Source organism: Streptomyces sp. NPDC029164 (assembly GCF_055563995.1).
Window position 1 is genome coordinate 88459 of the sequence record NZ_JBVHWW010000024.1, and the last position, 14638, is coordinate 103096.

The 14638-nt window shown below is 75.3% G+C and carries 13 protein-coding genes; 10 read left to right on the forward strand and 3 right to left on the reverse strand.

Going from position 1 to position 14638, the window contains the following annotated elements; all coding sequences use genetic code 11:
* The first annotated feature begins 375 nt into the window (after positions 1-375).
* The 4 genes from ACZ4VT_RS23305 (at position 376) to ACZ4VT_RS23320 (ending at position 5195) form a co-directional block, all read left to right on the forward strand.
* Complete coding sequence (locus tag ACZ4VT_RS23305; RefSeq protein ID WP_467952327.1) at positions 376-819, forward strand: SRPBCC family protein; 444 nt, start codon at positions 376-378, stop codon at positions 817-819.
* Between the two features lie 147 nt (positions 820-966).
* Positions 967-1800 (forward strand): M55 family metallopeptidase, encoded by an 834-nt coding sequence (locus ACZ4VT_RS23310; protein WP_467952329.1) that lies wholly within the window; start codon positions 967-969, stop codon positions 1798-1800.
* 1 nt (position 1801) lies between these two features.
* On the forward strand, positions 1802-3163 hold the full coding sequence (locus tag ACZ4VT_RS23315) for a M20/M25/M40 family metallo-hydrolase (protein ID WP_467952331.1): 1362 nt from the start codon (positions 1802-1804) through the stop codon (positions 3161-3163).
* 13 nt (positions 3164-3176) lie between these two features.
* Complete coding sequence (locus ACZ4VT_RS23320; protein WP_467952333.1) at positions 3177-5195, forward strand: S9 family peptidase; 2019 nt, start codon at positions 3177-3179, stop codon at positions 5193-5195.
* A gap of 165 nt (positions 5196-5360) precedes the next feature.
* Here the strand turns inward: ACZ4VT_RS23320 and ACZ4VT_RS23325 are convergent, their stop codons facing one another.
* Entirely contained in the window at positions 5361-6101 is a 741-nt protein-coding gene (locus tag ACZ4VT_RS23325; protein WP_467952390.1) for a hypothetical protein, read from the reverse strand.
* A gap of 109 nt (positions 6102-6210) precedes the next feature.
* Between ACZ4VT_RS23325 and ACZ4VT_RS23330 the strand changes: the two genes are divergently transcribed.
* The 3 genes from ACZ4VT_RS23330 to ACZ4VT_RS23340 all read left to right on the forward strand — a co-directional run bounded on the left by ACZ4VT_RS23330 (position 6211) and on the right by ACZ4VT_RS23340 (position 9749).
* Entirely contained in the window at positions 6211-6789 is a 579-nt protein-coding gene (locus ACZ4VT_RS23330; protein ID WP_467952334.1) for a GNAT family N-acetyltransferase, read from the forward strand.
* Positions 6790-6793: 4 nt separating this feature from the next.
* Positions 6794-7693 carry an arginase family protein gene (locus ACZ4VT_RS23335; protein WP_467952336.1) on the forward strand — a complete coding sequence of 300 codons (900 nt, stop codon included), beginning with the start codon at positions 6794-6796 and terminating at the stop codon, positions 7691-7693.
* A gap of 88 nt (positions 7694-7781) precedes the next feature.
* Entirely contained in the window at positions 7782-9749 is a 1968-nt protein-coding gene (locus ACZ4VT_RS23340; protein ID WP_467952337.1) for a DUF5107 domain-containing protein, read from the forward strand.
* A gap of 127 nt (positions 9750-9876) precedes the next feature.
* Here the strand turns inward: ACZ4VT_RS23340 and ACZ4VT_RS23345 are convergent, their stop codons facing one another.
* Complete coding sequence (locus ACZ4VT_RS23345) at positions 9877-10695, reverse strand: methyltransferase domain-containing protein (RefSeq protein ID WP_467952339.1); 819 nt, start codon at positions 10693-10695, stop codon at positions 9877-9879.
* Between the two features lie 200 nt (positions 10696-10895).
* On the opposite strand from ACZ4VT_RS23345, the gene ACZ4VT_RS23350 reads away from it, so the two are divergent.
* The 3 genes from ACZ4VT_RS23350 to ACZ4VT_RS23360 all read left to right on the forward strand — a co-directional run bounded on the left by ACZ4VT_RS23350 (position 10896) and on the right by ACZ4VT_RS23360 (position 14159).
* Positions 10896-11468 (forward strand): TIGR03086 family metal-binding protein, encoded by a 573-nt coding sequence (locus ACZ4VT_RS23350; RefSeq protein WP_467952341.1) that lies wholly within the window; start codon positions 10896-10898, stop codon positions 11466-11468.
* A gap of 154 nt (positions 11469-11622) precedes the next feature.
* Positions 11623-12849, forward strand: coding sequence for an aminotransferase class I/II-fold pyridoxal phosphate-dependent enzyme (locus tag ACZ4VT_RS23355; RefSeq protein ID WP_467952342.1), 1227 nt, complete (start codon positions 11623-11625; stop codon positions 12847-12849).
* Positions 12850-12911: 62 nt separating this feature from the next.
* The gene (locus ACZ4VT_RS23360) at positions 12912-14159 is read left to right on the forward strand and encodes an MBL fold metallo-hydrolase (protein ID WP_467952343.1); all 1248 of its coding nucleotides are present in this window, start codon (positions 12912-12914) and stop codon (positions 14157-14159) included.
* Here the strand turns inward: ACZ4VT_RS23360 and ACZ4VT_RS23365 are convergent.
* Complete coding sequence (locus ACZ4VT_RS23365; RefSeq protein ID WP_467952344.1) at positions 14156-14614, reverse strand: MarR family winged helix-turn-helix transcriptional regulator; 459 nt, start codon at positions 14612-14614, stop codon at positions 14156-14158. The genes ACZ4VT_RS23360 and ACZ4VT_RS23365 overlap by 4 nt on opposite strands.
* Between the last annotated feature and the right edge of the window lie 24 nt (positions 14615-14638).

The window sequence follows — 14638 nt, forward strand, 5'->3', positions numbered from 1 at the left end:
TCGGGATATCCGCCGCTGCCGGGAGCCGACACGGACACGTACACCGAGCGGTGGCTGGGCGAGCGGTCCCGGGAGGAGTTCGTCGCGCGCGAGGCCTCGCGCGCCACCGGGCCGGGCAGCCTCCTCACCCTCGACGGCTGGTGGTGGGAGGAGGGGAACCGGCCCGTGCACGGCGCCTGCGGCGACCCCGCGACCTGCCCGCACACCCCGCCGCCGGCCCCCGGGCCGCGGGGCACCACGGCCCACCTCGCCGGGCTGCCGGACGACACGCTCCTCGTGTCCGTCCGCTGTCACGTCCGATGCGGATTTGGGCCACCGCCCCCGAGGTGGTTGGCTTCGCCGTGACGAGCGGACACAACTGCTGGAGGAACAGGCATGGCGCAGGTCGAGGCCACCACGGAGCGCATCATCGGAGCCGACGCGGAGACGGTCTTCGACACGCTGGCCGACTACAGCGGGACCCGGCAGAAGCTGCTGCCCGAGCACTTCAGCGAGTACGAGGTGCGCGAGGGCGGCGACGGCGAGGGCACCCTCGTCCGCTGGAAGCTCCAGGCCACCAGCAAGCGCGTGCGCGACTGCCTGCTGGAGGTCACCGAGCCCACCGACGGACAGCTCGTGGAGAAGGACCGCAACTCCTCCATGGTCACCACCTGGGTGGTCACCCCGGCCGGCGAGGGCAAGTCCAGGGCCGTCGTCACCACCGTGTGGAACGGCGCCGGCGGCATCGGCGGCTTCTTCGAGCGCACCTTCGCGCCCAAGGGCCTCGCCCGCATCTACGACACCCTGCTGGCCAACCTCGCCTCCGAAGTCGAGGCCTGAGCCCGTCCGTTGCCGGTGGGGCCCGGTGCACGGCCTCACCGGATCGGGTGAACTGATCGGACCCGCGGGGGCCGGGCGTGGCCCCGGGCCGGGGAGGGGCGCGGCGGTTAGTGTGGGGCCCTGCGCATCCGACCGCACGGGGGCCCGATGAAGATCCTCATCTCCGCCGACATGGAAGGCGCCACCGGGGTCACCTGGCCCGCCGACGTGCTGCCCGGCACCCCGCAGTGGGAACGCTGCCGGTCCATGTTCACCTCCGACGTGAACGCCGCCGTGCTCGGCTTCTACGACGGCGGTGCCGGCCAGGTCGTCATCAACGAGGCGCACGGGAGCATGCGCAATCTGCTGCTGGAGCGGCTCGACGCCCGCGCGGAGATGCTCACCGGCCGCCACAAGACCCTCTCCATGGTCGAGGGCGTCCAGCACGGCGACGTCGACGGCATCGCCTTCGTCGGCTACCACACCGGCGCCGGCACCGAGGGCGTCCTCGCCCACACCTACCTGGCCAACTCCATCACCGGGGTCTGGGTCAACGAGGTCCGCGCCAGCGAGGGACTGCTCAACGCGCACGTCGTCGCCGAGTACGGCGTCCCCGTCGTCCTCGTCACCGGCGACGACCTGACCTGCGTCGACGCCGCCGGCTACGCCCCCGGCGCGGTGACCGTCGCGGTCAAGGACCACGTCTCGCGCTACGCCGCCGTCTGCCGGACCCCCGCCCGCACCGCCGCCGACATCCGGGCCGCGGCCAAGGAGGCCACCGCCCTCGCCGTACGGTACGAGCCGGTCCGCGGCGGCCCGTTCACCGTGGAGCTGGAGTTCGACGCCGAGCACCTGGCCATGACCGCGACGGTGGTCCCGGGCGTGGAGCAGTGCGGGGAGCGCAGGGTCGCGTACACCAGCGAGACGATGTACGAGGGGATCCGGGCCTTCAAGGCGGTCACGACGGTCGTCTCGGCGGCCGTGGAGGAGCAGTATGGCTGACATGCACGCAATCAACGACGGGGCACTCGCGGAGGCCGTCGGCGCCGTGGACGAAGCGGCCCTCGACGAGGCCGTCGAGTTCACCTCGGACCTCATCCGGATCGACACCACCAACCGGGGCGGTGGCGACTGCCGCGAGCGGCCCGCCGCCGAATACGTCGCCGAACGGCTCGCGGCGGCCGGCCTGGAGCCGGTCCTGCTGGAGCGCACCCCCGGCCGCACCAACGTCGTCGCCCGGATCGAGGGCACCGATCCCACCGCCGAGGCCCTCCTCGTCCACGGCCACCTCGACGTCGTCCCCGCCGAGGCCGCCGACTGGAGCGTGGACCCCTTCTCCGGCGAGGTCCGCGACGGCGTGGTGTGGGGTCGCGGCGCCGTCGACATGAAGAACATGGACGCGATGGTGCTGGCCGTCGTACGGGCCTGGGCGCGCGCCGGAGTGCGGCCGCGCCGGGACATCGTGATCGCCTACACCGCCGACGAGGAGGACAGCGCGGTCGACGGGTCGGGCTTCCTCGCCGACCGGCACCCGCACCTCTTCGAGGGCTGCACCGAGGGCATCAGCGAGTCCGGAGCCTTCACCGTGCACACCGGCCCCGGCCGCCCGGCCCTCTATCCCATCGCCGCCGGCGAACGGGGCACGGCCTGGCTGAAGCTGACCGCGCGCGGCACCGCGGGACACGGCTCCAAGCCCAACAAGGCCAACGCCGTCAGCCGGCTCGCCGCCGCCGTGGCGCGGATCGGCGCGTACGAGTGGCCGGTCCGGCTCACCGACACCGTCACCGCGTGCATCACCGAACTCGCGGCCCTGCAGGACCTGTCGGTGGACCCGCGCCGGCCCGGCTTCGACCTCGACACGGTCCTCGGCAAGCTCGGCCCGGCCGCCGCCCTCGTCGAGGCGACCGTGCGCAACAGCGCCAACCCGACGATGCTGAGCGCCGGTTACAAGCTCAACGTGGTCCCCGAGCACGCCACCGCCTACGTCGACGGGCGGATGCTGCCGGGCGGCGAGGCAGAGTTCACCGCCACCCTGAACGAGCTGACCGGCCCCGACGTGCACTGGGAGTTCCACCACCGCGAGGTGCCGCTCCAGGCCCCGGTGGACGGACGGACGTTCGCGATCCTGCGCGAGTCGGTCGAGCGGTTCGACCCGGACGGGCACGTGGTGCCCTTCTGCATGGCGGGCGGCACCGACGCCAAGCAGTTCTCCCGCCTCGGCATCACCGGCTACGGCTTCTCCCCGCTGAAGCTGCCGCCCGGCTTCGACTACTGGGCCCTCTTCCACGGCGTGGACGAGCGGGTCCCCGTCGAAGCCCTGCACTTCGGTGTCCGCGTCCTCGACCACGCGCTGCGGTCCCTGTGAGCGGGGCCCGGTGATGGCGGCGCCGACCCGGCCCTACGGAAGCTGGCCCTCGCCCATCGACGCCGCGCCGGCCGCCGCGCTCGACGGGCGCCCCGAGTACGTCGGCACGGTCGGCCCCGAGGTGTGGTGGACCGAGCCCCGGCCGCGCGAGGCCGGCCGGCGCACCCTCGTCCGCCGCCGACTCGCCGACGGGGGCGCCGAGTTCACCGAACTGCCCGCCCCGTGGAACGTGCGCAGCCGGGTCACCGAGTACGGCGGGCAGCCCTGGGCCGGAGTCGAACGGCCCGCCTGCGGGCCCCTGTTGGTCTTCGTCCACTTCGCCGACCAGCGGCTGTACGCCTACGAGCCGGACGCCCCCGGCACCCCGGCGCCGCGCCCCCTCACCCCCCTGTCCGGGACCGGCGGCGGACTGCGCTGGGCCGACCCGGTGCTGCGCGGCGGTGAGGTCTGGTGCGTGCTGGAGGAGTTCACCGGGCCCGCCCCGACCGACGTGCGCCGAGTGCTGGCCGCCGTACCGCTCGACGGATCGGCGGCGGAAGACCGCGCGGCCGTAAGGGAGTTGACGGACAACAGGCATCGTTTCACCACCGGGCCCCGGCTCTCCCCGGACGGCCGGCACGCGGCCTGGCTGGTGTGGGACCACCCCCGGATGCCCTGGGACGGCACCGAGCTGAAGCTGGCCGGGATCACCGCGGACGCGACGCTGACCGGGGTCCGGACCGTGCTCGGCGGCCCCGAGGAGTCCGTGGCCCAGGTGGACTGGACGGCCGGCGGAACCCTCCTCGCCGTGAGCGACCGCGGCGGCTGGTGGAACCCGTACCGGGTGGACCCGGAGACGGGCGGAGCCGTCAACCTCTGCCCCAGGGAAGAGGAGTTCGGCGGCCCGCTGTGGAAACCCGGGCTGCGCTGGATCGCGCCGCTGCCCGACGGCGCCACCCGGGCCGCGGGCGCCGGCGGAGGGCTCCTCGCCGTCCTGCACGGCCAGGGCTCCCCGGTGCTCGGCATCCTCGACGCCGAGAGCGGCGACCTGGTCGACGCGGCCGGGCCGTGGACGGCCTGGCAGCCGACGCTCGCCGTGCACGGCACCCGGGTCTACGGGGTCGCCGCCAGCCCGCGCAGCGCGTACGAGGTCGTCGAGCTGGACACCGCGACCGGGCACGCCCGGGTGATCGGCGCGCACGGCGTGGACCCGGTCGACCCGGCCTACTACCCGGAACCGCAGAGCCGCACCTTCCTCGGCCCCGACGACCGCCAGATCCACGCGCACGTCTACCCGCCGCACCACCCGGCCTGCCGGGCCGCGGCCGACGAACTGCCCCCGTACGTGGTGTGGGCGCACGGCGGTCCCACCGACCACGTGCCGCCCGTACTCGACCTGCACATCGCGTACTTCACCTCGCGCGGCATCGGCGTGGTCGAGGTCAACTACGGCGGGTCCACCGGCTACGGCCGCGCCTACCGGGAGCGGCTGCGCGGACAGTGGGGCGTCGTCGACGTGGAGGACTGCGCGGCGGTGGCCCGGGCGCTGGCCGCCGAGGGCACCGCCGACCCCGACCGGCTCGCCATCCGCGGCGGCAGCGCCGGCGGCTGGACGGCGGCGGCCTCGCTGGCCGCCACCGATCTCTACGCCTGCGCCGCGATCATCTACCCGGTGCTGGACCTGCTGGGCTTCGCGGAGGAGACCCACGACCTGGAGTCGCGCTACGTCGAGAGCCTGGCAGGGCCACCGCCGACCCTCGCCGTGCTCTGCCGCGAGCGCTCCCCGGTGGCCCGCGCCGACCGGATCACGGCGCCGTTCGTGCTGCTCCAGGGCCTGGACGACGCGGTGTGCCCGCCGGCCCAGGCAGAGCGCTTCCTGGCGGCCCTGCGGGGCCGGCCGGTGCCGCACGCATACGTGGCGTTCGCGGGCGAGGGCCACGGCTTCCGCCGGGCGGACACCATGATCCGGGCGCTGGAGGCCGAACTGTCCCTGTACGCCCAGGTCTTCGGCATCGACAGGACCGACGTCCCCCGGCTGACGCTGGAGCCCTAGGGCCTGTCGTCACACTCCCGTCGTCGCCCGGAGGGCGGCCCCGCGGGGCAGACGGGCGTGTGACGACAGGCCCCGGGCCGTCGCCGCGGTGCGCACGCTCCACCAGACGGAGCCGGGCAGCGGGGCGCCCGGGGCGATGCCCGCGACGGCCACGGGGGCGCCGTCCTACGCGGTCCCGCGCAGCGGGTGGCGGGTCCGCTCGTTCGTGCGCAGCCAGACCCTCAGGGGGCCGATGGCCGTGAAACCGTTGCGGACCGCGATGTCCAGGTCCGCCCCGCCCTCGTAGCCGACGACGTCCAGGTCCGGCCGGCGGGCGGCGACCGCGCCGAGGACGCCCGCCCAGGCCGCGTCCGCCGAAGTCCCGTCACCGGCGAACAGGTTCGAGACGCCCACCACACCGCCTCCGGTGCTCGCGACCGCCCCGGCGACGATCCGGCCCCCGGCGTCCCCCGGGGCACGGCCCGCCAGGAAGACGACGCCCTCGCGCAGCAGGGCGGGACGGAACAGCCCGGCGCTCTCCTCGCCGCCCCAGGCGGTCTCCCAGGCCGCCAGCTCCTCGGCACCGGTCACCTCGGACCACTCCAGCCCGGACGGGGCCGCCTCCGGGACCGGAGCCCCGGCCGGGCGGTGGATCCACTGCGCCTCGAACAGCACCTCGAAGCCGTCTCCGGTCAGGTCCAGGCGGGCGAAGCTGTCCTTCACCGAGCAGCCGGGGGAGGCCGTGTCGATCCACTGGAGGACGGACGGCGCCGAGACCTCCGGGTCCAGGGTCACCGCATCGGGGTACAGCGGCGGGGTCCGGCTCGTGCTGAGCCACACGTGCGCGTCGTCGAACCGCGGCGCCAGGCCGTGCGCCGCGCACACCGCGTCACACCACAGGGCGTTGTTCAGCGCGGCCCGGCGCAGCGTCGTGCCGGTGCCGGTGCCGGTGCCGGTGCCCGTGCCGGTGCCCGTGCCCGTGTTCGTCTCGTCCTTGATCACGCCGGTGATGGTGTCACAGGCCTAGCCTGGGGCGATGACCTTTTCGACCTACCTCGGGGAGGGCGAGCGCGTGGGCCTGCGCCCCTTCCGGCTCGCCGACGGGCCCGAGTTCACCGCACGCGTCCACGAGAGCCGCGAGCTCCACCATCCGTGGCTGGCGCCGCCCGCCACCATCGAGGAGTACGAGCCGTACGCGGCCCGGCTGACCGAAGGCGAGGGCCGCGCCGGCTTCCTCGTCTGCGAGCGGGAGACCGGAGCCATCGCCGGCTTCGTCAACGTCAACAACATCGTGCGCGGAGCCTTCCAGTGCGGGGCCCTCGGCTACGGGGCCTTCGCGCACGCCGCCGGGCGGGGCCTCTTCCGCGAAGCCCTCGGGCTGGTCCTCGCCCACGCCTTCGCCCCCGAAGCCGGCAACGGCCTCGGGCTGCACCGCCTGGAGGCTAACGTCCAGCCCGGCAACACCGCCTCCCTCGCCCTCGTGCGGGGAGCGGGCTTCCGCCGCGAAGGACTCTCCCCCGGCTTCCTGTACGTCGACGGAGCCTGGCGCGACCACGAGCGCTGGGCGATCACCACAGAAATGCGGGTCCCCGAGGGGGCCCATCGCACAGGATGAGGGCATGCGAACCCTGGTGCTCCTCGACGCCCCGTCCAACCTCGGCCTGCGCCCGCCCGCGCCCGGCGCCGTGCCCGGCGTCTACAAGCTCGCCGGGGCCCTGCGCGAACAGGGCCTCCTCGCCCGGCTCGGCGCGCGCGAGGGCGGGGTGGTCGTCCCGCCGCGCTACGACCGCGGCGACTGGCAGGAGGGTGACGGCGTGTTCCACGCCGAGGCCCTCGCCGCCTACACCGTCACGCTCGCCGACCGGATCGAACGCCACCTGCGGGCCGGGGAGTTCCCCGTCGTCCTCGGCGGCGACTGCTCGATCCAGCTCGGCGCCGCCCTCGCCATGCGCCGGATCGGACGGTACGGACTGGCCGCGATCGACGGCTCCGCGGACTTCCGCCACCCCGGCAACGAGGCCGTGAACGGGCCCGTCGGCGCGGCCGGCGGCGAGGAGCTCGCCCTCTCCACCGGCCGCGGCCAGGCCGATCTCGCCGACCTGGAAGGACGGTCCCCCTACCTGCGGGACGAGGACGTACGGCTCTTCGGCCTGCGGGACGCGGACCCGGACCTCGCGGAACTGCACGCGGCCGGGATCTCCGTGGCCACGGTGGGGGAGATCCGCGAGCGCGGGGCCGGACCGGTGGCGCGGGCGGCACTGGAGGGGCTGCACCCGCCGGAGACCGCCGGATTCTGGGTGCACCTGGACGCCGACGTACTGGACCCGGCCGTCATGCCGGCCGTGGACAGCCCCGACCCGGGCGGGCTCATCCCCGACGAACTCGCCGAGCTGCTCGGCGTACTGGCGCGCTCACCGCGCTGTGTCGGGATGAACGTCACCATCTACGACCCGGATCTGGACCCGGACGGGCGTGCGGGCGCGCTGCTGGCCGATCTGGTCGCGGGAGCCTTCCGGTAGGACCACAGGAGGGCCTTTGCGTCATCCTGACCGGTGGTGATCCGCGGAACCCCTGTGCACCGGCCGCCATGGCGTGTTCCATTTCCCCATGGCCACCACCGTCCGCCGCGCCGTACTGACCCTTCCCGCAGCCCCGCTGGGCGCCGAGAACCCCCTGCCCGCCCTGCGCGCGCCCGACGGCGTGCACGCGCTGGACGACCGCTCGCGCGAGGGGCTGCCGCGCGAGATGGCACGGCAGACCGGGTACGAGCCACTGCGCTCCCTGCTGCCCGTCCGGATCCGGGACGGGTACCGGCGGGAGCGGCCGGAGCGGGAGTTCGAGACGATCGTCATCGAGAACGACCACCTGCGGGTCACCGTGCTGCCCGAGCTGGGCGGGCGCGTCCACTCGCTCCTGCATCTGCCGACGGGCCGCGAACTGCTCTACCGCAACCCGGTGTTCCAGCCCGCGAACTTCGCGCTGAACGGGGCCTGGTTCTCCGGCGGCATCGAGTGGAACATCGGCGCGACCGGCCACACCGCCCTCGCCTGCGCCCCGCTGCACGCCGCGCTCGTCCCGGCCCCGGACGGGGGCGTGATGGTCCGGCTGTGGGAGTGGGAGCGCCTGCGCGACCTGCCCTTCCAGGTGGACCTGTGGCTGCCCGCGGAGTCGGAGTTCCTCTACGTCGGGGTCCGCGTGCGCAACCCGCACGAACGCCCGGCGCCCGTGTACTGGTGGTCCAACATCGCCGTCCCCGAGGACGCGGGCAGCCGTGTGCTCGCCCCCGCCGACGAGGCCTGGCACTTCGGGTACGAGCGCGCGCTGCGCCGCATCCCCGTACCGGAGTGGGACGGCGCCGACCGCACCTACCCGCTGCGCAGCGAGTACCCGGCCGACTTCTTCTACGAGGTCGAGCCCGGGGCCAGACCCTGGATCGCCTCGCTGGACGCGGCCGGGCAGGGGCTCGTGCAGACCTCCACCGGGCGGCTGCGCGGGCGCAAGCTGTTCGTGTGGGGCGCGGGCGGCGGTGGCCGGCGCTGGCAGGAATGGCTCACCGAGCCGGGCACGGGCGGCTACGCGGAGATCCAGGCGGGGCTGGCCCGCACCCAGCTGGAGCACGTACGGCTGGAGGGCGGCGGGGACTTCAGCTGGCTGGAGGCTTACGGGCCGCTGGCCGCGGAACCCGCCGCGGTGCACGGGGCGGACTGGGCGGCGGCGCGCGGCGCGGCCGAGCACGCGCTGGCGCGGGCGCTGCCGGCGGAGCGGGTGGAGACGGCGTACAAGGCCTGGCGCGAGTGCGCCGACACCGAACCGGGGGAGCGGCTCGCGGCGGGCTCCGGCTGGGGCGCGCTGGAGGTGATGTGCGGGGGCTTCACACTGCCGGGCACCCCCTTCGCGGAGTCCACCCTCGGCGAGGAGCAGGCCCCCTGGCTGGAGCTGTGGCGCACGGGCGTCCTGCCCACCCCGCGGCGGGTGGTTCCGCCGGGCCCGAGCCTGGTCGCCGCGCACTGGCGGGACATGCTGGAGACGGCCCCGGCGGATCCGCTGACCGAGTACCACCTCGGCGTGGCCCAGTGGCACGCCGGGGACGTGGCGCAGGCCGTACGGAGCTGGGAGCGCGGGCTGGCGCTGGCGCCGTCGCGGTGGCCGCTGCTGAGGTGCCTGGCGGTGGCGGACGCGCTGGCGGGGGATCCGGCGCGGGCCGCCGACGGGTACGCGGCGGCCTTCGAGGACCTGGCGGGGGAGAGCCGTGGCGGCGAGCCGTGGGCTCCGGCGGAGGCCGCGCTGGGCCGCGAGGCGATGGCGGCCCTGCTGGCAGCCGGCCGTCTCCCGGAGGCCCGCCGCGTCTGGGACCGGCTCCGGCCGGCCCTGCGGGAACAGGGCCGCTTCCGGCTGCTCGCCGCGCGGCTGCTGGCGGCGGAGGGCCATGTCGCCGCGGCGCGCCGGGTCTTCGAGGACGGCTTCGAGATCGCGGACCTCCGCGAGGGCGAGGAGACCCTCGGCGAAGTCTGGTCCCTGCTCACGGACCGCCCGATGCCACCCCGCGACGACTTCCGGATGCGGCCCACTCTGTAAGCGTCTGGCCGCGCCGCCGCGGCTGGGCTCCGCCCCAGACCCCGCTCCTCAAACGCCGGAGGGGCTGGAATTGGCTGAGGCCGGCAATCCAGCCCCTCCGGCGTTTGGCGCGGCCGGGCTGCGAAGCTCAGGCGCGGCAGAGGATCTCCCCGTTCAGGACCGAGAACCAGGCATCGGGCTCCGCACCCCACGTGTGCCAGGCCTCAGCGGCGGCGGCCAGGTCGGACGCCGACGCATGACCCCCGCCGGTGGCCCTGGCCGCGTACGCGGAGGCCGTCGTACGGTCCGCCCACAGCGACGACCACCACGCGGCCTCCTCCGGGGTGGCGAAGCACCAGGCCGTCGCCGAGGAGGTCACCTCCGTGAAGCCGGCCTCCCGGGCCCAGGCCCGCAGCCGGCGCCCCGCGTCCGGCTCGCCCCCGTTGGCGCGGGCGACGCGCCGGTACAGGTCCAGCCACTCGTCCAGGCCCGGCGTCGCCGGGTACCAGGTCATCGCCGCGTAGTCGGCGTCGCGCGCGGCCACGATCCCGCCCGGCCGGCACACCCGCCGCATCTCGCGCAGCGCCTGCACCGGGTCGCCCACGTGCTGGAGCACCTGGTGGGCGTGGACCACGTCGAAGGAGTCGTCGGGGAAGTCCAGCGCGTGGACGTCCGCCGTGCCGAACTCGATGCCGCTCACCCCGCGCTCCGCCGCGTGCTCCCGGGCCTGCTCGACCACCTCCCGCGCCGCGTCGACCGCGGTGACCCGGCCGCCCGGCGCGACCAGCTCCGCCAGGTCCGCGGTGATCGTGCCGGGGCCGCAGCCGACGTCCAGTACGGACATCCCCGGGCGCAGTTCGCCGATCAGGTACGCGGCGGAGTTCTCGGCGGTGCGCCACCGGTGCGAGCGCAGGACCGACTCGTGGTGGCCGTGCGTGTAGACGGCGGTTTCCTTGGCGGTGTTCATGACGGGCCCTCCTCGTCGAAAGCGTTGCGACCACGGTAGACGATCAGTTCGTCATCTGAGATGGGAGTTTTGACATGTGGACACCGGCCTTGTGTGCCAAGGGGGTTGGGTGAGGCGGCTGCCGGTCGGTGGCAGGGCGATGCGGGGGCGAGGAGAGTGGCCCCAGGGGGACGTTCCCCTGGCAGAGGACGGTGAGAGCCATGCCGGAGACGCTGCTCGAACAGCACGCCGAGGCGCTGCGGCTCTTCGGCGAACGGGTGCGCGCCGTCAGGGACGACCAGTGGGACGCGCCGACCCCGTGCACGGAATGGAACGTGCGGGAGCTGGTCAACCACGTCACCGGCGAGCAGCTCTGGATCCCCCCGCTGGTCACCGAGGGCCGCACCGCCGAGGAGCTCGGCGACGTGTTCTCCGGCGACGTGCTGGGCGAGGACCCGGTGGCCGCCTGGGACAAGGCCGCGGCCGCCGCGCACGCCGCCTTCGCCGTGTCCGGCGCGCTGGACCGGACCGTGCGGCTCTCGTACGGGCCCGCGCTCGGGTCGGCGTACTGCTCGGAGCTGACCGCCGACTGCGTCGTGCACACCTGGGACCTCTCGCGGGCCATCGGCGCCGACGACAGGCTGCCGGACGGCCTCGTCGAGTTCTCCATCAAGGAGGTCATGCCGTACGCCGACGCGCTCGCGGCGAGCGGGATGTTCGCGGCGCCGCTGGAGGTGCCGGCCGGCGCGAACGCACAGACCAGGCTGCTCGGGTTGGTGGGGAGGGAGGGCTGAGGCCCGGCACCCGCAGCGGGCTCCCTACGCCCAGGTAACGGGCATAAGGCGCCAAATAATCGTATAAAGGTCAGGATCAGGGGTCAGGATCAGGGGGCAGGATCAAGGCCGGGCCACCGGCGCGTGGCAGGACGAGGGCGGAAGGCGGCACACGGTGGCGGGGACGCAGCGCACGGCGACGGAGGGCCGCGGCCCGGTCCGCTACGGCCCGCCGGCACCCCAGCCGGGCCTGCCCGTGCTCCCCGAACTGCTCTCCGTCCTCGCCGCGGCCGCCGGACGCGCCGCACCCGAGCCCCCGGGCGGCGGGGAACCCGTACGCGAGGCCGCCTGCCGGCACTGGGCGCGCCGCGGGCTCGCCACCTCCCCGGAGAACGTCGCCGCCGGACCCGGCGCCCCCGCGCTGCTCCTCGCCCTGCTCGGGGCGTACGGGGGCGACGTGATGCTGCCCCGGCCCTGTCCCGCCTGGTGGACCCCGCAGGTCCGGCTGCTGGGACGGCGGGCCTACCACGTGCCGACCCCGGCCGAGTGCGGCGGCGTACCGGACCCCTACGCGCTGCTGGAGACCGTACGCCGGGTGCGCGCCGAGGGCGGCGACCCGCGGGTGCTGCTGCTGTCGGTCGCCGACGACCCGACGGCGACGGTCCCGCCGCCCGAGATGCTGCGCGAGGCCTGCGAGGCCGCCGAGTCCGCCGGGCTGTTCGTCGTCAGCGACGAGAGCTGGCGCGACACCGTCCACCGGCCCCACGACACCCTGGTCCTGAGCCCCGCCGAGATGCTCCCCGAACAGGCGGCCGTCCTCGTCGACCTGTCCGGCGCGCTGCTGCCCGCGGGCTGGCCCGCCGCCGTGGTCCGCTTCCCCGGCACCCCCCGAGGGACCTGGCTGCGCGCCCGCACCCTCGACGTCCTCACCGCCACCGGAGCGATGGTCGCCGGGCCCGTGGCCGGCGCCGCCGCGCACGCCCTCGAGGAACCCGACGCCGTCGCCGGACGGGCCTACGCGGCCGCCGCCCTGCACGGCGTGGTGGCCGCCGCCGCGCACCGCGAGCTCCTCGCGGCCGGGGCGCTGGCCCGGCCCCCGCAGGCCGGCCGGCACCTCTACGCGGACCTCACCCCGCTGCGTGCCGGACTCGCCCGCCACGGGGTCGGCGACGCCATGGAACTGGAGGACTGGCTCGGCGCCCGGCTCGGCGCGCCGACGCCCGGCGGGCAGCGCTTCGCGGACGAACTGGGCGCGCTGCGGGTCAGGTTGTCCACGGGTCCGCTGCTGGGCGCCACCCCGGAGGAGCGGCTGGCCGCGCTCACCGCCCGCGATCCGCTCGCACTCCCGCACGTACGGAGCTCTCTCGACCTGCTCGGCTCGGTCCTGGCCGGGCTGGCCTGACCTCCCGGCGCACGCCGATGACCCGACCCGCCTGCCCCGACCCGGTGAACGGAGACTGCTCGATGAGGGACCGGACGGACGCCGCCCCTGCCCCCGCCGCCCCCGCCTCCGCGTCCACGGCGCCGGCCCGGCCCGCTGTCGCCCAGCAGCCCGCACCCCGGCCAACGCGGAGCCCGGCACCGGCGCGGAGCCCGGCACCGGCGCAGCCCCCGGCGCGGACGCCGGCACCGGACCCGCCGGAGCCCGAGCGCCGCCCGCACTCACACCCGCACCCACACCCGCCCGCGCGCCCGCTCGGCGAACACCGCCGCTGGCCCCGCTCCTTCGCGGACCGGCTGACCGCACCGCTTCCCGGCGTCCGCGCCTTCGCCCGGCTCGCCCGCGAAGGCGCCTTCCGGCCCGGTCCCGAAGGGCTGCGCGGCATCCCCGACCTGCCGTTCGAGCCCGGCCCGCTGCCCGCCGCCGCCCCCGGCACGATCTCCGTCACCTGGGCCGGGCACGCCAGCTGGGTCCTGCGGACCGGCGGGCTGACCGTACTGACCGACCCCGTCTGGTCCCGGCGGATCCTCGGCACCCCGGCCCGGGTGACTCCGGTCGGAGTGCGCTGGGAGGACCTGCCGGCGGTGGACGCGGTGGTCATCAGCCACAACCACTACGACCACCTCGACGCCCCCACCCTCAAGCGGCTGCCCCGGCACACGGCGCTGTTCGTCCCGGCCGGCCTCGCCGGCTGGTTCCGCCGCCGCGGCTTCACCCGGGTCGCCGATCTCGACTGGTGGGAAGCGGCCGAACTGGACGGCGTACGCTTCGAGTTCGTCCCCGCACACCACTGGTCGAAGCGGTCCCTGACCGACACCTGCCGTTCGCTGTGGGGCGGCTGGATCCTCACCGACACCCGGAGCCCGACGCCGCGGAAGGTCTACTTCGCGGGCGACACCGGCTACGGCCCCTGGTTCGGCGAGATCGGCCGCCGCCACCCGGGCATCGACCTCGCCCTCCTGCCGGTGGGCGCCTACGCCCCGCGCTGGTGGCTCGGCGACGTCCACGCCGACCCGGAGGAGGCGGTCCGGGCCTGCCTCGACCTCGGGGCGCTCCGGATGGCCCCCATGCACTGGGCCACCTTCGTGCTCTCCGCCGAACCGGTCATGGAACCCCTGCACCGCACCCGGGCCGCCTGGTCCCGTGCCGGGCTGCCCCGCGAGAACCTCTGGGACCTCCCGATCGGCGCCTCCCGCACGCTGCCCGGCCCAGACCCAGGCCGCGTCACCGGCCCCGCAACAGGCCCGGACCGGGGGCCGGCCGCGGCCTAGTGGTGCCAGGCCCGCCCGCCCGTGTTGTGGATGAAGCGCTGCAGCACCTTGAGGGTGGTCAGGTACTCCTCGTCCGAGATGCCCGCGTGCCGCTCGTCCCACAACTGCCTCTGGAGGGCGGCCACCTCGTCGTGGAACTTCAGGCCCTCGGGGGTGATCTCCAGTCGCTCCCCGGCGTCCTGGGTGATCCAGCCGCGGGCGATGGCCGTGTCGATCTCCTCGCCCAGGGCCTGCCCGCCCACGGCGAGGTAGCCCCGCAGCACCTCGGTCACCTCCGCGCGGGTCTTCACCTCCTCGGCCGGCGCCACCTGGGCCAGGACCCACCACTGCGGCTGGGTGGTGCCGATCCCGGCGAGCGCGCCCCGGGTGCGGCTGACGACCGCGTCGTAGGCGGCCCAGCTCCAGTAGCCGATGGGCTGCCGGACCAGTTCCGCGTCGCTGTGCGAGTACTCCATGGTGGATCCGCTCCGTTCGCTGCT